This window comes from Modestobacter sp. KNN46-3 (genome assembly GCF_011039295.1).
The window spans coordinates 74564-95582 of sequence record NZ_JAAKGN010000004.1 but is presented as its reverse complement, the minus strand read 5'-3'; the positions used below and the strand labels follow the sequence as shown (position 1 = coordinate 95582).

The following is a 21019-nucleotide window of genomic DNA, read 5'->3' as shown; positions in this document are numbered from 1 at the left end:
AGAACCGCAACTACATCACCCGCAAGAACCGGCGGAACGACCCCGACCGGATCGAGCTGAAGAAGTACTGCCCGACCGACCGCAAGCACACGGTCCACCGCGAGACGCGCTGACCGCAGCGGTCGCGAGGAGAGGGCGGGAGCATGGCGCTGGACGCAGGACTGGTCGGGCGCAGCTACCCGCCCTCTGCCGTGTACGAGGTCGGGCGCGAGAAGATCGCGGAGTTCGCCACGGCGCTGGCCGACCCTGACCCGGTCTACCGCGACCCGGCCGCGGCCCGCGCCGCCGGTCACCCCGACGTCATCGCCCCGCCGACCTTCGCCATCGTGCTGTCCCTCGGTGCGGGCAACGTCGTCGTCGAGGACCCCGAGGTGGGGCTCGACTACAGCCGGGTCGTGCACGGCGAGCAGCGGTTCACCCACCACCGCCCGATCCGGGCCGGCGACCGACTGGTCGCCACCGCCACCATCGACGCGGTGAAGACGGTTGCCGGCAACGACATGCTGACCACCCGCGTCGACCTGGCCACCGAGGACGGCGAGCCGGTGTGCACGACCCGCTCGATGCTCGTCGTCCGGGGCACGGCGTGAGCCCGCGACCGACCGACGTCGAGGTCGGCACCGAACTGCCCGAGCAGACCTCCCGGGTCACCCGCGCCGACCTGGTCCGGTACGCAGGCGCCTCGGGTGACCTCAACGTCATCCACTGGAACGAGCGGGTCGCCCGCGAGGTCGGCCTCCCGGGTGTGATCGCGCACGGGATGCTCACCGCGGGCCTCGCCGTCCGAGCGGTCACCGCCTGGGCCGGCGACCCGGGTGCCGTCGTCGACTACTCGGTGCGCTTCAGCCGGCCGGTCGTGGTGCCCGACGACGACCTCGGTGCCGAGCTGACCGTGCGCGGCAGGGTCGCCGCCCTCCTCGAGGACGGCCGGGTGCGCGTCGACCTCACCGTGACCAGTGGGGGCGACAAGGTCCTGTCCCTGGCCCGCGCCGTCGTCGCGCTGGGCTGATCGGGTCCGCGGGTCTCAGCCTGCGGAGCCCAGGAGCTGCTGCATCCGGCGGACACCCTCGACCAGGTCGTCGTCCCCGAGGGCGTAGGACAGGCGGAGGTACCCCGGCGTGCCGAAGGCCTCGCCCGGGACGACGGCGACCTGGGCCAGTTCCAGCAGCAGCTCGGCCAGCTCGGCGCTGGTGGCGGCCGTGCGGCCGGCGATCGAGCGGCCGAGCAGGGCGGTGACCGACGGGTAGACGTAGAAGGCGCCCTGTGGCTCGGGGCAGGCGATCCCCGGGATCTCCCGGAGCATCCGGACGACGGTCCGGCGGCGCCGGTCGAGGGTGGCCCGCAGCTCCGCGACGCAGGACTGGTCACCGCTGAGCGCGGCCACCGCGGCGGCCTGGGCGACGTTCGAGACGTGCCCGGCCGGGGCGACTGCAGGGCCGTCGCCCCGGCCACCACGTCGGCCGGCCCGATCAGCCAGCCCACCCGCCAGCCGGTCATCGCGTACGCCTTGGCGACGCCGTTGACGACCACGCACCGCGGCTGGACCTCGGGCACCAGGGCGGGCAGCGACGGCGCCGTCGTCCCGTCGTAGGTCAGGTGCTCGTAGATCTCGTCGGTGACCACCCAGAGGCCGGCAGCCAGCGCCCACCGGCCGATCTCGGCCACCTCCTCGCGCGGGTGGACGGCGCCGGTGGGGTTGGCCGGGGAGCAGAACAGCAGCAGCTTCGTCCGCGGGGTGCGAGCCGCCTCGAGCTGTCCGACGGAGACCAGGTAGCCGCTGGCCTCGTCGGCGACCACCGGGACGGGCACGCCGCCGGCCAGCCGGACCGCCTCCGGGTAGGTGGTCCAGTGCGGCGTCGGGAGCAGCACCTCGTCGCCGGGGTCGAGCAGCGCCGCCAGTGCCTGGGCGACCGCCTGCTTGCCCCCGGCGGTGACCAGGACGTCGGTCGGCTGGGCGGTCAGGCCCGAGTCGCGCAGCGTCTTCGCGACGATCGCCTCCCGGAGCTGGGGGAGGCCCCCGACCGGGGTGTACCGGTGCATCGCCGGGTCCCGGGCCGCCCGGACGGCCGCCTCGACGACGTGGTCGGCCGTGGGGGAGTCCGGTTCGCCGGCGGCGAAGCTGATCACGGGCCGCCCGGTGGCCCGCAGCGCCTTGGCGCGGGCGTCGGCGGCCATCGTCGCGGAGGAGGCGATGGCGGCGACCCGCCGGGAGACCCGCCGCTCCGCCGATGGCGCCGGTTCGACGGGCTCGGACCCGGGGGCGGGGGCGGTCGGCATGATCCGATCGTGGCAGACGGACCGGGTGTCCCAGCCCGCTCCGTGTCCCCCGCGGAGGCGCCCCGGCTCCCGTGTTGGCTGCTGGCCGGGCCGGTCCCGTACACTCGACGACCTGGGGCCTGTGGGACCCCGCCACCGGCGTGCCCCGGAGGCCCTCTTCGGGGGGTCACGTCGAGACTGGGGCCGCGTCGCGACGCGGACCCGGCGTTCCCTAGGGGTGTAGCTCAATTGGCAGAGCAGCGGTCTCCAAAACCGCAGGCTGCAGGTTCAAGTCCTGTCACCCCTGCCACGACCTGACGACCGACCGAGAAGAGCCGACCGAAGTGAGCCGGACCGACGTGAGCGAGGCGCTGTGAGCGAGAAGGACGGCGAGCCGAACGGCGAGCAGGTCGACGCCGAGCAGCTCGACGCCGAGACGCCGGGCGTGGAGGACGCGGGAGCGCTCGAGGCCGCCGAGGCCGACGTCGCCGACGAGGCGGAGACCGACGAGGACAAGGTCGTCGCCACCCCCACCCAGCGCCGGTCCCGCACGTCGAGCCGTCCCTCCGGGCGGACGCCGGACACGGGTTCCACCGGGACGCGCACCCGCGCCGCCGCCGAGCGCGAACGCGCCGCCGAACAGCGGAAGAAGCGGGACCTGGGGCGGTTCCTCCGCGAGGTCGTCGCCGAGCTGCGCAAGGTGATCTGGCCCGGTCGCAAGGAGCTGATCACCTACACCACCGTGGTGATCATCTTCGTGGCGGTCATGGTCGCGATCGTCGCCGGCCTGGACCTCCTCTTCGCCCAGGGCGTGCTCGCCGTCTTCGGCTGACCGCCCTCCGCGACTGCACCACACCCGACAAGGAAGAGACCCTGTGACTGACCCCCGCGAGCCCTTCGAGACCGACAGCGCCGTCGAGGGCACCGACCTCGACGACGCGCGTGCGGACGTGCGCGGTAGCGCAGACCTCGAGACGGGCGCCGGCGAGACCGGGTCCGCCGAGGGATCGAGCGACACCGCAGACCAGGACACCGACACCGGTTCCGCCGACGCCGTCCCCGAGGTGGAGTCCGGTGGCCGCGACACCCTCGTCGCCGACCCCCTGGCCGAGCCCGCCCCCGACCACGACCCCGTGGTCGTCGAGGCCCTCGAGACCGCGGCGGCGGAGGACGAGGACCCGGCAGAGGCCCTGCGGTCGACGCTGCGTGGCCAGTTCGGCGACTGGTACGTGATCCACTCCTACGCGGGCTACGAGAACAAGGTGAAGACCAACCTCGAGTCCCGGATCACGTCGCTGGACATGGAGGACTACATCTTCCAGATCGAGGTGCCCACCGAGGAGGTCACCGAGATCAAGAACGGCAAGCGGACGCAGGTCAACCGCAAGAAGCTGCCCGGTTACCTGCTCGTCCGGATGGACCTCAACGACGAGTCCTGGGGTGCGGTCCGCAACACCCCGGGCGTCACCGGCTTCGTCGGGGCCACCTCCAAGCCCTCGCCGCTGAGCATCGACGAGGTCGTCAACCTGCTGGTGCCGGCCACCACCGCCAAGCCGGTCTCCACGACCGAGGCGGCGCCCAGCGCCGGCCCCGCGCCGGAGGTCGAGTTCGAGGTCGGCGAGTCCGTCACCGTCATGGACGGGCCGTTCGCGACGCTGCCGGCGACCATCAACGAGATCAACCCGGAGCAGCAGAAGCTCCAGGTGCTCGTCTCCATCTTCGGCCGCGAGACGCCGGTCGAGCTGTCGTTCACCCAGGTCACCAAGATCTGAGGACCCCCTCGCCCCCCACCCTTCGCAGGCTCGGGGTGGGGCCCTGCGAGGGAGCCGTTCCAGCCAGTCACCACCGTCACGAAGAAGGAAGTCATGCCCCCCAGGAAGCGGTTGACCGCGGTCATCAAGCTCCAGATCAACGCCGGTGCGGCCACCCCCGCGCCGCCCGTGGGCCCCGCCCTCGGTCAGCACGGCGTCAACATCATGGAGTTCTGCAAGGCGTACAACGCCGCGACGGAGGCGCAGCGCGGCAGCGTCATCCCCGTCGAAATCTCGGTCTTCGAGGACCGGTCGTTCACCTTCGTCACCAAGACGCCCCCGGCAGCGCGCATGCTGCTGAAGGCCGCCGGTGTGGAGAAGGGCTCGGGTGAGCCGCACAAGACCAAGGTCGCGACGGTCACCCGCGACCAGGTCCGCGAGATCGCGCAGACCAAGATGGCCGACCTGAACGCCAACGACCTCGAGCAGGCCGAGAAGATCATCGCCGGCACCGCCCGGTCGATGGGCATCACCGTCAAGTGAAGGACGCCGGTGCCTCCCGGCACCGGGGCCGTTCCATCGCTGACCCGGTCAGCACCTCACCTCAGTAGTCGTGGGAGGGCCTCGCCAGGCCCGCACACCACATGACCCCCGTCCCGGGGGAAGGAGAACCACCATGGCGAAGCACGGCAAGAACTACCGCAAGGTCGCCGAGCTGGTCGACGCGGACACGCTCTACAGCCCGCTGCAGGCCGCCGGTCTGGCCAAGCAGACCTCGACCACCAAGTACGACGCCACCGTCGAGGTCGCCATCCGGCTCGGGGTCGACCCGCGCAAGGCCGACCAGATGGTCCGCGGCACGGTCAACCTGCCGCACGGCACCGGCAAGACCGCCCGCGTCATCGTCTTCGCGACCGGCGACAAGGCAGCCGAGGCGGAGGCCGCCGGCGCCGACGTCGTCGGCTCCGACGACCTGATCGAGCAGATCCAGGGCGGTTTCCTGGACTTCGACGCCGCGATCGCCACCCCGGACCAGATGGCCAAGGTCGGTCGCATCGCCCGCATCCTCGGCCCCCGTGGCCTGATGCCGAACCCGAAGACGGGCACGGTGACCCCCGACGTCACCAAGGCCGTCAACGACATCAAGGGCGGGAAGATCAACTTCCGCGTCGACAAGCAGGCCAACCTGCACCTGGTGATCGGCAAGACGTCCTTCGACCAGGCCAAGCTGGTGGAGAACTATGCCGCTGCCCTGGACGAGGTCCTGCGGGCCAAGCCCTCGGCGGCCAAGGGCCGGTACCTGCGGAAGGTCACCGTCTCCACCACCATGGGCCCGGGCATCCCGGTCGACCCGAACCGCACCCGCAACCTCACCGTGGACGAGCCCTCCTGATCGGCGCACCTGTCTGATCGACGGACCCCGTCCCCACGAGGGCCCCGCAGCGCACGTCGCTGCGGGGCCCTCGTGCGTCGGGGCCCGCGTGCGTCGGGCCGGCAGTCCCGTGTACTCTTCCTGCTGTTCCCCCCAAGACCGCTGGTCGTCGCACGTCCGCGTGCGATCGAAGGTCCGGAAACGACCGGACGACCCGCGCAGGTGGACGGTTCGACGAACGTGGCACGGCCTGGGCTCAGCGCCCGGACCGTGAACGTCCCTCGCCCCGTGCGCCCTGCGCCGGGGCGTTCCTCGTCTCCGGGCCCGATCGCCCCGGGCGCACGTCGCCGGTGGTCGCCCGACAGACGAGAGGAGGCCCATGCCCACGCAGGCGAAGGCCGCGGTGATCGAAGAGATCACCGAGCGGTTCCAGAAGTCCAGCGCGGCCGTGCTCACCGAGTACCGCGGGCTGACCGTGGCGCAGCTGACCGAGCTGCGTCGTTCCCTCGGTGCGGGCAGCAGCTACGCCGTCGTCAAGAACACCCTGACGAAGCGTGCGGCGGACTCGGTCGGTCACTCCGACCTGGCCCCGCTGCTCAACGGCCCCACCGCGATCGCCTTCATCGAGGGCGACCCGGTCGAGGCCGCCAAGGCCATCCGTGACTTCGCGCGGGCCAACCCGCTGCTGGTCATCAAGGGCGGCGTGGTCGAAGGCCGCACGGTCGACGCAGCCGAGGTCACCCGCCTCGCCGACGTCGAGTCCCGTGAGGTCCTGCTGGCCAAGCTGGCCGGCGCCATGAAGGGCAACCTCACCAAGGCGGCCGGGCTGTTCCAGGCCCCGCTGTCGCAGGTCGCCCGACTGGCCGAGGCCCTCAAGGAGAAGAAGCCGGCCGAGGGCGCTGCTGCCTCGGACGACGCTGCTCCCGCCGACTCTGCTGCTGACACCACCCCCGACACGACCGATGCTGCCGCGGACTCCGCGGCCAGCACCGACTGACCCCCTCAAGGAGACACCATGGCCAAGCTTTCCACTGACGAGCTGCTCGACGCCTTCAAGGAGATGACCCTCCTGGAGCTGTCGGACTTCGTGAAGCAGTTCGAGGAGACCTTCGAGGTCACCGCCGCCGCCCCCGTCGCCGTCGCGGCTGCCGGCGGTGGTGGTGGCGCTGCCGCCACCGAGGCCCCGGTCGAGCAGGACGAGTTCGACGTCATCCTCGAGGCTGCCGGCGACAAGAAGATCCAGGTCATCAAGGAGGTGCGCGGCCTCACGTCCCTCGGCCTCAAGGAGGCCAAGGACCTGGTCGACAACGCACCGAAGCCGGTCCTGGAGAAGGTCGCCAAGGACGCTGCGGAGAAGGCCAAGGCCGCCCTCGAGGGCGCCGGCGCCACCGTCACCGTCAAGTGACCCCCCACCCGGCCGCCACCTCCGTGGCGGCCGGGTAGCACCACCCCGCACTGACGACAGGGGCCGATCCACTCCGGTGGGTCGGCCCCTGTCGTGCGTCCCGGCCGCTGTCGCCGGGTGGGGTCCACGGGGTCTTCGTTCACCCACAGGTCGCGGCGTGGCGGTCCCACGTGGGCTGCGGCACTGGCATCATCGGCAGGGCACTCATCCCGCTCACCCCCGATCCCGCGGCACCGGGCTCCTGCTGGAGCCCCGTGTCCCCCGGGCCGGGTGGGCGCCGGCCACCCCTCGCGGGTGGGTCCCCGACCGCCCCGGCGGCCCGACGTGGACACCGGCGCTGAGCAGGGGTAGGGTCTCCTGTTGCGCTGCCCTCTGACTGCCAGCCCGTCGAGACGGGTCACGAGGGGTGCCCGGGAACGGCTCCGGGTCACCCCGTGTTGACCGTACCGACGGGGCAGGCATCCGCGGTCAGCCTCGCCGACAACGACGACGACCCAGGACGAACTGCACCCACCGCCCGCACGTCGTGAGGTCCTCGAAAGGACGCATCTTGGCAGGCTCTCGCCCCACCAGCACCACCACCACTGATCCCAGCACCACCGCGGTCGACGTCCAGCCCGGTCCCCGTACCGGCGGCACCGACCAGCAGAAGATCCCCGGCGCGCCGCTCCGCGTCTCGTTCGCCAAGATCCGCGAGCCCCTCGAGGTCCCGGACCTGCTCGCCCTGCAGACCGCCTCGTTCGACTGGCTGGTCGGCGCCCCGGAGTGGAAGGCCACCCTCGCCCCCGAGGACCAGGCCAACGCCGTCGGCGGCCTCGCCGAGATCCTCGAGGAGATCTCGCCGATCGAGGACTTCAGCGGCTCGATGTCGCTGTCCTTCTCCAACCCGCGCTTCGAGGACGTCAAGGCGTCCCTCGAGGAGTGCAAGGACAAGGACATGACCTACGCGGCGCCGCTGTTCGTCACCGCCGAGTTCATGAACAACACCACCGGCGAGATCAAGAGCCAGACGGTGTTCATGGGCGACTTCCCGGTCATGACGAGCAAGGGCACGTTCGTCATCAACGGGACCGAGCGCGTCGTCGTCTCCCAGCTGGTCCGCAGCCCCGGCGTCTACTTCGACAAGAGCCTGGACAAGACGTCGGACAAGGACGTCTACAGCGCCAAGGTCATCCCCAGCCGCGGTGCGTGGCTGGAGTTCGACGTCGACAAGCGCGACACCGTCGGCGTCCGGATCGACCGCAAGCGCCGCCAGCCGGTCAGCGTCCTGCTCAAGGCCCTCGGCTGGACCGAGGATCGGATCCGCGAGCACTTCCAGTGGTCGCCCACCATGCTGGCCACCCTGGAGAAGGACCACCTCGCCGGCCAGGACGAGGCGCTGCTGGACATCTACCGCAAGCTGCGGCCGGGCGAGCCGCCGACGCGTGAGTCGGCGCAGGCGCTGCTGGAGAACCTCTTCTTCAACCCGAAGCGCTACGACCTGGCGAAGGTCGGCCGCTACAAGGTCAACAAGAAGCTGGGTGTCGACGTGCCCAAGGGCACCTCGACGCTGACCGAGGACGACATCGTCGCCACCATCGAGTACGTCGTGCGTCTGCACGCCGGCGAGCCCGACCACGGCGTCGACGACATCGACCACTTCGGCAACCGTCGCCTGCGCACGGTCGGCGAGCTGATCCAGAACCAGATCCGGGTCGGCCTCTCCCGCATGGAGCGCGTGGTCCGCGAGCGGATGACGACCCAGGACGTCGAGGCGATCACGCCGCAGACGCTGATCAACATCCGGCCGGTCGTCGCCTCCATCAAGGAGTTCTTCGGCACCAGCCAGCTCTCGCAGTTCATGGACCAGACCAACCCGCTCGCGGGCCTGACCCACAAGCGCCGCCTGTCGGCGCTGGGCCCGGGTGGTCTGTCCCGTGAGCGTGCGGGCATGGAGGTCCGCGATGTGCACCCGAGCCACTACGGCCGGATGTGCCCGATCGAGACCCCTGAGGGCCCGAACATCGGCCTGATCGGCTCGCTGTCCTCGTTCGGCCGGGTGAACCCGTTCGGCTTCATCGAGACGCCGTACCGCAAGGTCGAGAACGGCACCGTCACCGACCAGATCGACTACCTGACCGCTGACGAGGAGGACCGCTTCGTCGTCGCCCAGGCCAACTCGCCGCTGGACGCGACGGGCCGGTTCGCCGAGGACCTGGTCCTGGTCCGCACCAAGGGCGGGGAGACCACCGACCTCGCCCCGGAGAACGTCGACTACATGGACGTCTCGCCGCGGCAGATGACCTCGGTCGCGACGGCGATGATCCCGTTCCTCGAGCACGACGATGCCAACCGCGCCCTGATGGGCGCGAACATGCAGCGTCAGGCGGTCCCGCTGCTGCGCAGCGAGGCCCCGCTGGTCGGCACCGGCATGGAGCTGCGTGCCGCCGTCGACGCCGGTGACGTCGTGGTGGCCGAGAAGGCCGGTGTGGTCGAGGACTCCACCGCCGACTACGTCACCGTGATGGCCGACGACGGGACCCGGCAGACCTACCGGCTGCTGAAGTTCCAGCGCTCGAACCAGGGCACCTCGATCAACCAGAGCCCGGTGGTCGAAGAGGGCCAGCGGGTCGAGGTGGGCCAGGTCATCGCCGACGGCCCGTGCACCGACGAGGGCGAGATGGCGCTGGGCAAGAACCTGCTCGTCGCCTTCATGCCCTGGGAGGGTCACAACTACGAGGACGCGATCATCCTGTCGCAGCGCCTCGTGCAGGACGACGTCCTGTCCTCGATCCACATCGAGGAGTTCGAGGTCGACGCCCGCGACACCAAGCTCGGTGCCGAGGAGATCACCCGGGACATCCCGAACGTCTCCGAGGAGGTCCTCGCCGACCTCGACGAGCGCGGGATCATCCGGATCGGTGCCGAGGTCGTCCCCGGCGACATCCTCGTCGGCAAGGTCACGCCCAAGGGCGAGACGGAGCTGACCCCCGAGGAGCGGCTGCTGCGGGCGATCTTCGGCGAGAAGGCCCGCGAGGTGCGCGACACCAGCCTCAAGGTCAAGCACGGTGAGTCCGGCAAGGTCATCGGCGTCCGGGTCTTCTCCCGCGAGGACGGCGACGAGCTGCCCGCCGGCGTGAACGAGCTCATCCGGGTCTACGTGGCCCAGATGCGCAAGATCAGCGACGGCGACAAGCTGGCCGGCCGCCACGGCAACAAGGGCGTCATCTCCAAGATCCTCCCGCAGGAGGACATGCCGTTCCTCGAGGACGGCACGCCGGTCGACATCGTGCTCAACCCGCTGGGCGTGCCCGGCCGGATGAACGTCGGCCAGGTGCTGGAGACCCACCTCGGGTGGATCGCCAAGACCGGCTGGGAGGTCGAGGGCACCCCGGAATGGGCGGCCAAGCTGCCGGGCGCTGCGCGTCAGGCCGCGCCGGGCACCCGCACCGCGACGCCGGTCTTCGACGGTGCCAAGGAGGAGGAGATCATCGGCCTGCTGGGCTCGACGGTCCCGAACCGCGATGGCAACCGGATGGTCAAGGAGACCGGCAAGGCGCGGCTGTTCGACGGCCGCTCCGGGGAGCCCTTCCCCGAGCCGATCTCGGTGGGCTACGTCTACATCCTGAAGCTGCTGCACCTGGTCGACGACAAGATCCACGCCCGTTCGACCGGGCCGTACTCGATGATCACCCAGCAGCCGCTTGGTGGTAAGGCGCAGTTCGGTGGTCAGCGCTTCGGTGAGATGGAGTGCTGGGCGATGCAGGCCTACGGCGCGGCCTACGCGCTGCAGGAGCTGCTCACCATCAAGTCCGACGACATCCTCGGCCGCGTCAAGGTGTACGAGGCGATCGTCAAGGGCGAGAACATCCCGGAGCCGGGCATCCCGGAGTCCTTCAAGGTGTTGCTCAAGGAGCTCCAGTCGCTCTGCCTGAACGTGGAGGTCCTCTCCAGCGACGGCAACGCGATCGAGCTGCGCGACACCGACGACGAGGTCTTCCGGGCCGCGGAGGAGCTGGGCATCGACCTCAGCCGTCGCGAGCCGTCGTCCGTCGAAGACGTCTGATCGGCCGCCGGCCGGCCCTGAGCGAGTCAGGGCCGGCCGGCCCCACACCCTCATCGATTAGAAGCGAAGAACTAGCCCCGGAAAGGGGTACATCGAGTGCTCGACGTCAACTTCTTCGACGAACTGCGCATCGGTCTGGCCAGCGGTGACGACATCCGCCAGTGGTCACACGGCGAGGTGAAGAAGCCCGAGACCATCAACTACCGCACTCTCCGTCCGGAGAAGGACGGTCTGTTCTGCGAGAAGATCTTCGGTCCCACTCGGGACTGGGAGTGCTACTGCGGGAAGTACAAGCGCGTCCGCTTCAAGGGCATCATCTGCGAGCGCTGCGGCGTCGAGGTCACTCGCGCCAAGGTGCGTCGTGAGCGGATGGGCCACATCGAGCTGGCCGCGCCGGTCACCCACATCTGGTTCTTCAAGGGCGTCCCCTCGCGCCTGGGCTACCTGCTCGACCTGGCGCCCAAGGACCTCGAGAAGATCATCTACTTCGCTGCGTACATGATCACCTCCGTCGACGACGAGGCGCGTCACCGCGACCTGCCGACCGTCGAGGCCGAGATCAGCGCGGAGAAGTCCAACCTCGAGGGTCGCCGCGACGCCGACGTGGAGGCACGCCAGCAGAAGCTGGAGGCCGACCTCGCCGAGCTGGAGGCCGAGGGTGCCAAGTCCGACGTGCGCCGCAAGGTGCGCGAGGGCGGCGAGCGCGAGATGCGCCAGCTGCGCGACCGGGCCCAGCGGGAGATCGACCGCCTCGACGAGGTGATGGACACCTTCCGCAAGCTCGAGGTCAAGCAGCTCATCGCCGACGAGGGCCTCTACCGCGAGCTGCGCGACCGCTTCGGTGAGTACTTCGAGGGCGGCATGGGCGCCGCGGCGCTGCAGAAGCTGCTCGCCGGCTTCGACCTCGACGCCGAGGCCGTCTCGCTGCGCGAGACCATCCGCAGCGGCAAGGGCCAGCGCAAGCTGCGGGCCCTCAAGCGGCTGAAGGTCGTCGCCGCGTTCCAGCAGACCCAGAACTCGCCCATGGGCATGGTCCTGGACTGCGTGCCGGTGATCCCGCCGGACCTGCGCCCGATGGTGCAGTTGGACGGTGGCCGCTTCGCGACCAGCGACATGAACGACCTGTACCGACGGGTGATCAACCGGAACAACCGGCTCAAGCGACTGCTCGACCTGGGCGCGCCGGAGATCATCGTCAACAACGAGAAGCGGATGCTCCAGGAGTCCGTGGACGCGCTGTTCGACAACGGTCGTCGTGGCCGTCCCGTCACCGGCCCGGGCAACCGTCCGCTGAAGTCCCTGAGCGACCTGCTCAAGGGCAAGCAGGGCCGGTTCCGGCAGAACCTGCTGGGCAAGCGCGTCGACTACTCCGGCCGTTCGGTCATCGTCGTCGGCCCCCAGCTCAAGCTGCACCAGTGCGGTCTGCCCAAGCAGATGGCGCTGGAGCTGTTCAAGCCCTTCGTGATGAAGCGGCTGGTCGACCTCAACCACGCGCAGAACATCAAGTCCGCCAAGCGGATGGTGGAGCGTGCGCGGCCGGTCGTGTGGGACGTCCTGGAAGAGGTCATCACCGAGCACCCGGTGCTGCTGAACCGGGCGCCGACGCTGCACCGTCTGGGCATCCAGGCCTTCGAGCCCCAGCTGGTCGAGGGCAAGGCCATCCAGATCCACCCGCTCGTCTGCACCGCGTTCAACGCGGACTTCGACGGTGACCAGATGGCGGTGCACCTGCCGCTGTCGGCCGAGGCGCAGGCCGAGGCCCGCATCCTCATGCTCTCCAGCAACAACATCCTGAGCCCGGCCGATGGTCGTCCGATCACCGCGCCGACCCAGGACATGGTGCTGGGCCTCTACCACCTGACCTCCCTCTCCGGGTCGGTCGAGGTGCCCGAGGGCGAGCGGCCCAAGTCGTACTCGACGACGGCCGAGGCGGTCATGGCCTTCGACAAGGGCGTGCTCGGACTGCAGGAGCGGGTCCTCATCCGCCTCGACGAGGTCTTCGGCGTCGACAGCGGCCCGAACGACCCGTGGGAGGCCCCCGAGGGCTGGGAGCCCGGCCAGCCGGCCGTCGTCTCCACCAGCCTGGGCCGGGTCCTCTTCAACGAGGCCCTGCCGGAGGACTACCGGTTCGTCAACTACCAGGTGCCGAAGAAGGCGCTGGGCGCGATCGTCAACGACCTCGCCGAGCGCTACCCGAAGGTGCAGGTGGCGGCGACGCTGGACGCCCTCAAGTCGGCCGGGTTCCGTTGGGCGACCCGTTCGGGCGTGACGATCGCGATCGACGACGTCGTCACCCCGCCGGTGAAGGCCGCGATCCTGGAGCGGCACGAGGACGAGGCCCGCAAGATCGAGCGTCAGTACGAGCGGGGCGTCATCACCGACGCCGAGCGTCGTTCCGAGCTCATCGAGATCTGGACGCGGGCACGGGCCGAGGTCAGCCAGGCGATGGTCGACAACTTCCCGACCACCAACCCGGTCTGGGTCATGGTCAACTCCGGCGCTCGCGGCAACATGATGCAGATCAGCCAGATCGCCGGCATGCGTGGCCTGGTGGCCAACCCGAAGGGCGAGATCATCCCGCGGCCGATCAAGGCCAACTTCCGGGAGGGTCTGTCCGTGCTGGAGTACTTCATCTCCACGCACGGTGCCCGCAAGGGCCTGGCCGACACCGCGCTGCGGACCGCCGACTCCGGGTACCTCACCCGCCGGCTGGTCGACGTCTCGCAGGACGTCATCATCCGCGAGGAGGACTGCGGCACCGAGCGCGGCGTGATCATGCCGATCGGCACCGTGGTGGACGGCGCGGTCATCCGTGACGCCCACGTGGAGACCAGCGTCTACGCCCGTGCACTGGCCGCTGACGTGGTCGCTGCCGACGGCACCCAGATCGCCCCGGCCGGGGCCGACCTGGGCGACGTGCTGATCGCTCAGCTGGTCGACGCCGGGGTCTCCGAGGTCAAGGTGCGCTGCGTGCTCACCTGCGAGTCGCTGCTGGGCACCTGCGCCACCTGCTACGGCCGGTCGCTGGCCTCCGGCAAGCTCGTGGACGTCGGCGAGGCGGTCGGCATCATCGCCGCCCAGTCGATCGGCGAGCCCGGCACGCAGCTGACGATGCGCACCTTCCACACCGGCGGTGTGGCGGGCGCGGACATCACGCACGGTCTGCCGCGTGTGGTCGAGCTCTTCGAGGCCCGTGTCCCCAAGGGCAAGGCCCCGATCGCCGAGCTGGCCGGCAACGTCCGGATCGAGGACGGCGACCAGTTCCGCAAGCTCACCATCACCCCGGACGACGGGTCCGACGAGGTCGTCTACGACAAGCTGTCGCGTCGCTCGCGGCTGCGGGTCGAGGACGGCGGGCACGTCGAGGTCGGCGAGCAGCTGACCGAGGGTGCGGTCGACCCGCACGAGGTGCTGCGGATCATGGGCCCGCGTGAGGTGCAGCTGCACCTGGTGCGCGAGGTCCAGGAGGTCTACCGCAGCCAGGGTGTGTCGATCCACGACAAGCACATCGAGGTGATCATCCGCCAGATGCTGAAGCGGGTGACCATCATCGACTCGGGCGCGACGGAGTTCCTGCCCGGTGCGCTTGTCGAGCGGACCCTGTTCGAGACGGAGAACCGTCGGGTGGTCGCCGAGGGCGGCGAGCCGGCCTCGGCCCGTCCGGTGCTGATGGGGATCACCAAGGCGTCGCTGGCGACGGAGTCGTGGCTGTCGGCCGCCTCCTTCCAGGAGACGACGAAGGTGCTCACCGACGCCGCCATCCAGGGGAAGAGCGACAGCCTGCTCGGGCTCAAGGAGAACGTGATCATCGGGAAGCTGATCCCGGCCGGTACCGGCATCAGCCGCTACCGGAACATCACGGTCGAGCCCACCGAGGAGGCGCGTGCCGCCGTCTACACCATGGCCGGTTACGACGACGGGCAGTACTACAGCCCGGACGTCTTCGGTCAGGGCACGGGCGAGGCCGTCCGACTCGAGGAGTACGACTGGCGCTGACGCGCTGAGTGAGTGACAGGAGGGCCCCGGGAGCGCGAGCTCCCGGGGCCCTTCTGCGTCTCACCGGAGGTCACGTGACGCAAGGGGCCGGGTTGCCCCGGCCCCGCCGGGCTCAGCCCGCCAGGCGGCGCATCGTCTCGACGGTGCGGAGCCGGCCCTCGCGGCTGTCGTCGAGGGGCTGCAGGTTGATCGTGGTCACCCCGGCCGCGGCGAACGCGGCGATCCGTTCGGCCACGTAGGACTCCGGCCCGATCAGCGAGGTCGCTCGCACGAGGTCCTCCGGGACGGCGGCGGCCGCCTCGTCCTTGCGCCCGGCCAGGTACAGCTCCTGGATGGCCTCCGCCTCGGCCTCGTAGCCGTACCGGCGGGCCAGGTCGTTGTAGAAGTTCTTGCCCTTGGCGCCCATGCCGCCGACGTACAACGCGATCCCCGGCCGCACTGCCTCCACCAGGTGCTCGACGTCCTCGCCGATCGCCACCGGGACGCCGACGACGACGTCGAGCTCACCGAGCGACGGGTCCCGCTTGGCCTTGCCCGCCTCGAGGGAGGCGCCCCAGACGTCGGCAGCACGCTCTGGGTGGAAGAAGATCGGCTCCCACTTCTCCGCGATCTCGGCGGCGAGCTCCACGTTCTTGGGGCCGAGCGCGGCGAGCAGCACCGGGATCTGCGGCCGCACCGGGGTGTTGATCAGCTTCAGCGGCTTGCCGAGGCCGGTGCCCTGGTCGGCCGGGAGCGGCACCTGGTACTTCTTGCCGTCGTGCTCCAGCCGCTCGCGGCGCCACACCTGGCGGCAGATCTCGATGATCTCGCGGGTCCGCTGCAGGGGGGCGTCGTAGGGCAGCCCGTGCCAGCCCTCGATGACCTGCGGCCCGGAGGCGCCCAGCCCGAGGGTGAACCTCCCGCCGGAGACGAAGTCCAGACCGGCCGCGGTCATCGCGATCAGTGCCGGCGTGCGGCTGTAGATGGGCAGGATGCCGCTCATCAACTCGACCCGGTCGGTCACGGCCGCCAGGTAGCCCAGCTGGCTGACCGCGTCGAACGTGTACACCTCCGCGCACATCGCGACGTCGAGCCCGGCGGACTCCAGGTCACGGATCTCGTCCGCGGTCTGCTTGAAGTCACCGGCGTAGCTGGCCTGGATCCCGATGCGCACGCGCCCTCCTCGGCGTCCGTGGCACCCTCGTCGGTGCCACTGCCGCGACGGTAACGGCCCGGCGGGGGAGTGGGCCCCCGGGGCGCTCAGAGGGCGCGGACGGTGCCGATCACGTGCGTGACGACCCGTACGCCGTCGACGTCGGCCGGCACGCGGGCGCCGGCGCCCGGCTCGGTCAGGTCGACCCGGACGACGTAGTCGGCGGCCTGCCGCGCCAGCCCGACCGCGGCGACGCCGGGGTCAGCGGCGAAGCGGGAGGCCAGCGCGTCCTTGGCTGCGCGGGCGGAGGCGCGGTCGGTCATGCCCCCATGGTGCCCCCCGCTGCCGGATCAGGACAGCGCAACGCCGGGCGAGGTCCTCCTCCCGGGGTCGCTCAGCCCGCGAACCACTCCACGTCGAGCTCGCGCAGCACCGTGGCCAGCGGGTTGGCGAAGGTGACGCCGCCACCGGCGCTGCCGCCCGTCGTCGACCCGGCGAACAGCAGACCGAGCGGTGCGCGGTCGCGGCTGCGCCAGATCACCGACCCGCTGTCGCCCCCGGCGCTGAACCCCCCGCTGACGCCCTCGATCTCCACCTGGTCGTCGAAGGTGTGCACGGCGTCGTCGAACTGCACCCCGACGCCGTCGACCTCGACGGCGGTGATCCGCCCGCGCGTGTGGCCCGTCGTGCGCCCCACCTTCTCCACCAGCTCGTCGGGGTCGGTGTCGTCCGCGGCGGCGACCACGGCGGAGAGCGGGCCGCCGGGGTAGCCGGCGGGGTTCGTCGTCATGCCGGGGTCCAGGGCGGCGACCGCGGCGTCGACCAGGTTCCCCGGCTCGAGGCGGAACCGGATGAAGGCGGCCAGACTGCCGACCCGGTCGGTGTCGAGGCCCCCGTCGGCGACACCCGGCTGGAACACCGGGTCGCCCGTCACGCCCGCGTCGCTGTTGGCCAGCACGTGGTTGTTGCTGAGCACGAGCAGCTCTTCCGTACCGCGGCGCCGGACGAACCCACCGAGGGTGCCGGCGGTGACGTCGCGATGGCCGACGGACGCCCCGGGCCGCAACGGACGCCCCCGCCGCCGCAGCTCATCGGGGGTGGGGGAGGTCAGCGGCCGGACCGGCCCGATGACCCGGACGTCCACCTCGTCCCGGGCGCCGGCGTCCAACCCGCCCAGCACGACGTCGGCGTCGGCCTGCTCGATCAGCCGGATCGCCAGGTGCACCTGACCTCTGGCGACCGGCGTCAGGCCCAGGGCCACCCCGCTCCACCGGGAAGGACCGTCGACGGAGCTGGCCGCGACGCTGGACAGTGGCACCTCGCTCAGCCGCTTGGACAGCCGGGCCTTCAGTTCGCGGGCGTTGTCGGGGAGCACGGCGTACCTCCGAGCGGCAGGCGCACCACGGACGAGGTGCGGGATGTGAGCGGTTCGCCACAGACGGTAGGGCGGGAGTCCGACAGAAGCGACGTGACGACGGACGACGACGCGCGCCGGGACCCCTGCCCGCCGCCGTCCGGTTCCGGTACGTTCCCCGCACGACCCCTCGGGCAGCTGCGTGCAGCGCCCGGGAACATGCCCGAGGCAACGGCAGTTGGTGCAGGACAGACCGGCTGAACCGGTGCGCAGCCCACATGTCGACCCGGCTTTGACCGGTCAGGCAGGGCCGGGTACTGTGGTCAGCTGTGCCCAGGATGACTGGGCCTGCTCCCGCAAGCGGTGCACCTGCGCGTCCATCGGTCCTCGGATCGACCGGATGCCGGGGGCCACTCCCGTCACCGACGGGGTCCACTGCAAGGTGGTGTGGCCGGCGCCGAGTCGCGAGGAGCAACGAGTCCGGTTCGATCAACTGGCCGGTTCTCGCGAAGGGCGACACGCCCGAGCGCGGGGGTCGGAGGGTGGGTCGCGGGCAGACTCGGTAGGGCCGGGCCACCGGGCACACCACAGGCAGTGCACCACATCCACAGCACGACCCAGCGCAGGCAGGAGATCCAGGCCACCCATGCCCACGATCCAGCAGCTGGTCCGCAAGGGCCGCGAGGACAAGGTCGAGAAGACCAAGACCCCGGCGTTGAAGGGATCCCCTCAGCGCCGCGGCGTGTGCACGCGCGTCTACACGACGACGCCGAAGAAGCCGAACTCGGCGCTGCGCAAGGTCGCTCGCGTGCGCCTCACCAGCGGTGTCGAGGTGACCGCCTACATCCCGGGCGTCGGCCACAACCTGCAGGAGCACTCGATGGTGCTCGTGCGTGGCGGCCGGGTGAAGGACCTGCCCGGCGTCCGCTACAAGATCATCCGTGGCTCGCTGGACACCCAGGGTGTCCGCGGCCGCAAGCAGGCTCGCAGCCGGTACGGCGCGAAGAAGGAGAAGAGCTAATGCCGCGCAAGGGCCCCGCGCCGAAGCGTCCGCTCGTCGCCGACCCGGTGTACCAGTCGCCGCTGGTGACCCAGCTGGTGAACAAGGTGCTCGTGGACGGCAAGCGCTCTGTCGCCGAGGCGATCGTCTACGGCGCCCTCGAGGGCGTCCGGGCGAAGAACGACACCGACCCGGTCGTCACGCTCAAGCGCGCGCTGGACAACGTGAAGCCCGCCCTCGAGGTGCGCAGCCGCCGCGTCGGTGGTGCGACCTACCAGGTGCCGATCGAGGTCCGCCCCTCCCGCAGCACGACCCTCGGACTGCGCTGGCTCATCCAGTACAGCCGGGCGCGTCGCGAGAAGACGATGACCGAGCGCCTCATGAACGAGCTGCTGGACGCCAGCAACGGCCTCGGTGCCGCGGTCAAGCGCCGCGAGGACACGCACAAGATGGCCGAGTCGAACAAGGCCTTCGCGCACTACCGCTGGTGACGCCAGTCCATCAGCAGCCGCTGCCCGCGGTGGAACCGGGCGACCCCCGGACACCGCGCACGGACGAGAACGAAGAGGAGTGACGTAATGGCCCAGAACGAGGCCCAACTCGCCAAGACCCGCAACATCGGGATCATGGCGCACATCGACGCCGGCAAGACGACGACGACCGAGCGGATCCTCTTCTACACCGGTATCAACTACAAGATCGGTGAAGTCCACGACGGCGCGGCCACGATGGACTGGATGGAGCAGGAGCAGGAGCGCGGCATCACCATCACGTCCGCCGCGACGAAGTGCTCCTGGAACGACCACGACATCAACATCATCGACACCCCGGGTCACGTCGACTTCACCGTCGAGGTGGAGCGGTCGCTGCGGGTGCTCGACGGTGCGGTCGCCGTCTACGACGGTGTCGCCGGCGTGGAGCCGCAGACCGAGCAGGTCTGGCGCCAGGCCGAGAAGTACAGCGTCCCGCGCATGTGCTTCGTGAACAAGCTCGACCGCACCGGCGCCGACTTCTTCCGGTGCGTCGACATGATGGTGGAGCGGCTCAACGCCAACGCGCTGGTGCTGCAGCTGCCGATCGGTGCCGAGGCCGACTTCATCGGCGTCGTCGACCTGGTCCAGATGAAGGCCCTGACCTGGCGCGGTGAGACCAAGATGGGCGAGGACTACGCCATCGAGGACATCCCCGCCGAGCTGGCCGACCAGGCCGCGGAGTACCGCGAGAAGCTCCTCGAGAACATCGCGGACTTCGACGACTCGCTGATGGAGGACTACCTCGCCGGCGAGGAGATCGCCGTCGACCGGCTCAAGGCGGCCATCCGCAAGGCCACCATCGCCGGCCAGGTGAACCCGGTCCTGACCGGTACGGCCTTCAAGAACAAGGGCGTGCAGCCCCTGCTCGACGCGGTCGTCGACTACCTGCCCAGCCCGCTGGACGTCGAGGCCATCGTCGGCACCGCGCTCGACGGCGAGACCGAGGTCCTGCGGCACGCCGACGAGAACGAGCCGTTCTCCGCGCTGGCCTTCAAGATCCAGACGGACCAGCACCTCGGCAAGCTCACCTACATCCGGGTCTACTCCGGCAAGCTCGACGCGGGTTCCCCGGTGCTCAACAGCACCAAGGACCGCAAGGAGCGGGTCGGCAAGATCTACCAGATGCACGCCAACAAGCGCGAAGAGCGCCAGGGCGTGGGCGCCGGCGAGATCGTCGCCGTCAACGGCATGAAGCAGACCACGACGGGTGACACGCTCTGCGACCCGCAGAAGCCGGTCATCCTCGAGTCGATGACCTTCCCGGCGCCGGTCATCTCGGTCGCCATCGAGCCGAAGACGAAGAGCGACCAGGAGAAGCTGGGCACGGCCATCCAGAAGCTGGCCGAGGAGGACCCGACGTTCCAGGTCCGCCTCGACGAGGAGACCGGTCAGACGGTCATCTCCGGCATGGGTGAGCTGCACCTGGAGATCCTGGTCGACCGCATGCGGCGTGAGTTCAACGTCGAGGCCAACGTCGGCAAGCCGCAGGTGGCCTACCGCGAGACGATCCGCAAGGCCGTCGAGCGCTACGACTACACGCACAAGAAGCAGACGGGTGGCTCCGGCCAGTTCGCGAAGGTGCAGATCGCCCTCGAGCCGCTGGAGATGAGCGGCGACTCGGCGACCTACGAGTTCGAGAACAAGGTCACGGGTGGGCGCATCCCGCGGGAGTACATCCCGTCGGTCGACGCCGGCATGCAGGACGCCATGCAGTACGGCATCCTCGCCGGCTACCCCATGGTCGGCGTCAAGGCGTCGCTCCTGGACGGCCAGTACCACGAGGTCGACTCCTCGGAGATGGCCTTCAAGATCGCCGGATCGATCGCCTTCAAGGAGGCCGCCCGCAAGGCCAGCCCGGCCCTGCTGGAGCCGATGATGGCGGTCGAGGTCGTCACCCCCGAAGAGAACATGGGCGACGTCATCGGCGACCTGAACTCCCGCCGCGGGACCATCCAGGCGATGGAGGAGCGTTCCGGCGCTCGCGTCGTCCGGGCCCTGGTGCCGCTGTCGGAGATGTTCGGCTACGTGGGCGACCTGCGCAGCCGCACTCAGGGGCGGGCGAGCTACACCATGGTGTTCGACACCTACGCCGAGGTCCCGGCCAACGTCGCCAAGGAGATCATCGCCAAGGCGACCGGCGAGTAACCGGACGGCGGTCCACCCGCCGGCCACCGC

Annotated in this window: 18 protein-coding genes, 1 tRNA gene and 1 pseudogene; 15 read left to right on the top strand and 5 right to left on the bottom strand. The window is 70.3% G+C overall.

The window, feature by feature from the left end; translation table 11 throughout:
- The 3 genes from rpmG to G5C62_RS02820 all read left to right on the top strand — a co-directional run.
- Positions 1-113: 50S ribosomal protein L33 (gene rpmG / locus G5C62_RS02830; RefSeq protein WP_164699914.1), on the top strand; the 113-nt coding region annotated here is incomplete at its 5' end.
- Positions 114-143: 30 nt separating this feature from the next.
- Entirely contained in the window at positions 144-590 is a 447-nt protein-coding gene (locus tag G5C62_RS02825) for a MaoC family dehydratase N-terminal domain-containing protein (protein ID WP_164699913.1), read from the top strand.
- Positions 587-1009, top strand: coding sequence for a MaoC family dehydratase (locus tag G5C62_RS02820; RefSeq protein ID WP_164699912.1), 423 nt, complete (start codon positions 587-589; stop codon positions 1007-1009). Before G5C62_RS02825 ends, G5C62_RS02820 begins: the two co-directional genes overlap by 4 nt.
- 15 nt (positions 1010-1024) lie before the next feature.
- Here G5C62_RS02820 and G5C62_RS28480 read toward each other — a convergent pair whose 3' ends face one another.
- On the bottom strand, positions 1025-1384 hold the full coding sequence (locus G5C62_RS28480) for an aminotransferase class I/II-fold pyridoxal phosphate-dependent enzyme (protein ID WP_277424753.1): 360 nt from the start codon (positions 1382-1384) through the stop codon (positions 1025-1027).
- Between the two features lie 107 nt (positions 1385-1491).
- Positions 1492-2175, bottom strand: a pseudogene (locus G5C62_RS28475) (aminotransferase class I/II-fold pyridoxal phosphate-dependent enzyme); the annotation flags it as partial.
- Positions 2176-2490: 315 nt separating this feature from the next.
- Here G5C62_RS28475 and G5C62_RS02810 point away from each other — a divergent pair.
- The 9 genes from G5C62_RS02810 to G5C62_RS02770 all read left to right on the top strand — a co-directional run bounded on the left by G5C62_RS02810 (position 2491) and on the right by G5C62_RS02770 (position 14825).
- Positions 2491-2566: transfer RNA gene (locus tag G5C62_RS02810), tRNA-Trp, on the top strand.
- A gap of 63 nt (positions 2567-2629) precedes the next feature.
- Entirely contained in the window at positions 2630-3088 is a 459-nt protein-coding gene (gene secE, locus G5C62_RS02805) for a preprotein translocase subunit SecE (protein ID WP_206330439.1), read from the top strand.
- A 43-nt stretch (positions 3089-3131) separates the two neighbouring features.
- Positions 3132-4028, top strand: a complete 897-nt coding sequence (gene nusG / locus G5C62_RS02800) for a transcription termination/antitermination protein NusG (RefSeq protein WP_156119051.1) — start codon at positions 3132-3134, stop codon at positions 4026-4028.
- Positions 4029-4121: 93 nt separating this feature from the next.
- Positions 4122-4550, top strand: coding sequence for a 50S ribosomal protein L11 (gene rplK, locus G5C62_RS02795; RefSeq protein ID WP_036334253.1), 429 nt, complete (start codon positions 4122-4124; stop codon positions 4548-4550).
- Positions 4551-4683: 133 nt separating this feature from the next.
- A complete protein-coding gene (gene rplA / locus G5C62_RS02790) occupies positions 4684-5400 on the top strand; it encodes a 50S ribosomal protein L1 (RefSeq protein ID WP_164699911.1) in 717 nt (238 codons plus the stop codon).
- A gap of 358 nt (positions 5401-5758) precedes the next feature.
- On the top strand, positions 5759-6376 hold the full coding sequence (gene rplJ, locus G5C62_RS02785; protein ID WP_036334256.1) for a 50S ribosomal protein L10: 618 nt from the start codon (positions 5759-5761) through the stop codon (positions 6374-6376).
- An 18-nt stretch (positions 6377-6394) separates the two neighbouring features.
- On the top strand, positions 6395-6784 hold the full coding sequence (gene rplL / locus G5C62_RS02780; RefSeq protein ID WP_036334258.1) for a 50S ribosomal protein L7/L12: 390 nt from the start codon (positions 6395-6397) through the stop codon (positions 6782-6784).
- A gap of 652 nt (positions 6785-7436) precedes the next feature.
- Positions 7437-10829: a DNA-directed RNA polymerase subunit beta gene (gene rpoB / locus G5C62_RS02775; RefSeq protein WP_052090896.1), complete on the top strand. Its 3393-nt coding sequence runs from the start codon at positions 7437-7439 to the stop codon at positions 10827-10829.
- Positions 10830-10925: 96 nt separating this feature from the next.
- Positions 10926-14825, top strand: a complete 3900-nt coding sequence (locus G5C62_RS02770) for a DNA-directed RNA polymerase subunit beta' (RefSeq protein ID WP_164699910.1) — start codon at positions 10926-10928, stop codon at positions 14823-14825.
- 112 nt (positions 14826-14937) lie between these two features.
- Here the strand turns inward: G5C62_RS02770 and G5C62_RS02765 are convergent, their stop codons facing one another.
- The 3 genes from G5C62_RS02765 to G5C62_RS02755 all read right to left on the bottom strand — a co-directional run bounded on the left by G5C62_RS02765 (position 14938) and on the right by G5C62_RS02755 (position 17332).
- On the bottom strand, positions 14938-15978 hold the full coding sequence (locus G5C62_RS02765) for an LLM class F420-dependent oxidoreductase (protein WP_164699909.1): 1041 nt from the start codon (positions 15976-15978) through the stop codon (positions 14938-14940).
- Between the two features lie 86 nt (positions 15979-16064).
- Positions 16065-16280, bottom strand: coding sequence for a hypothetical protein (locus tag G5C62_RS02760; RefSeq protein WP_036334357.1), 216 nt, complete (start codon positions 16278-16280; stop codon positions 16065-16067).
- A gap of 71 nt (positions 16281-16351) precedes the next feature.
- Positions 16352-17332, bottom strand: coding sequence for a hypothetical protein (locus tag G5C62_RS02755; protein ID WP_164699908.1), 981 nt, complete (start codon positions 17330-17332; stop codon positions 16352-16354).
- A gap of 625 nt (positions 17333-17957) precedes the next feature.
- On the opposite strand from G5C62_RS02755, the gene rpsL reads away from it, so the two are divergent.
- The 3 genes from rpsL (at position 17958) to fusA (ending at position 20989) form a co-directional block, all read left to right on the top strand.
- Positions 17958-18332, top strand: coding sequence for a 30S ribosomal protein S12 (rpsL, locus tag G5C62_RS02750; RefSeq protein WP_036334266.1), 375 nt, complete (start codon positions 17958-17960; stop codon positions 18330-18332).
- Positions 18332-18802: a 30S ribosomal protein S7 gene (gene rpsG / locus G5C62_RS02745; protein ID WP_164699907.1), complete on the top strand. Its 471-nt coding sequence runs from the start codon at positions 18332-18334 to the stop codon at positions 18800-18802. The genes rpsL and rpsG overlap by 1 nt, the downstream gene beginning before the upstream one ends.
- 87 nt (positions 18803-18889) lie before the next feature.
- Positions 18890-20989: an elongation factor G gene (gene fusA / locus G5C62_RS02740; protein ID WP_036334268.1), complete on the top strand. Its 2100-nt coding sequence runs from the start codon at positions 18890-18892 to the stop codon at positions 20987-20989.
- Positions 20990-21019 lie beyond the last annotated feature (30 nt).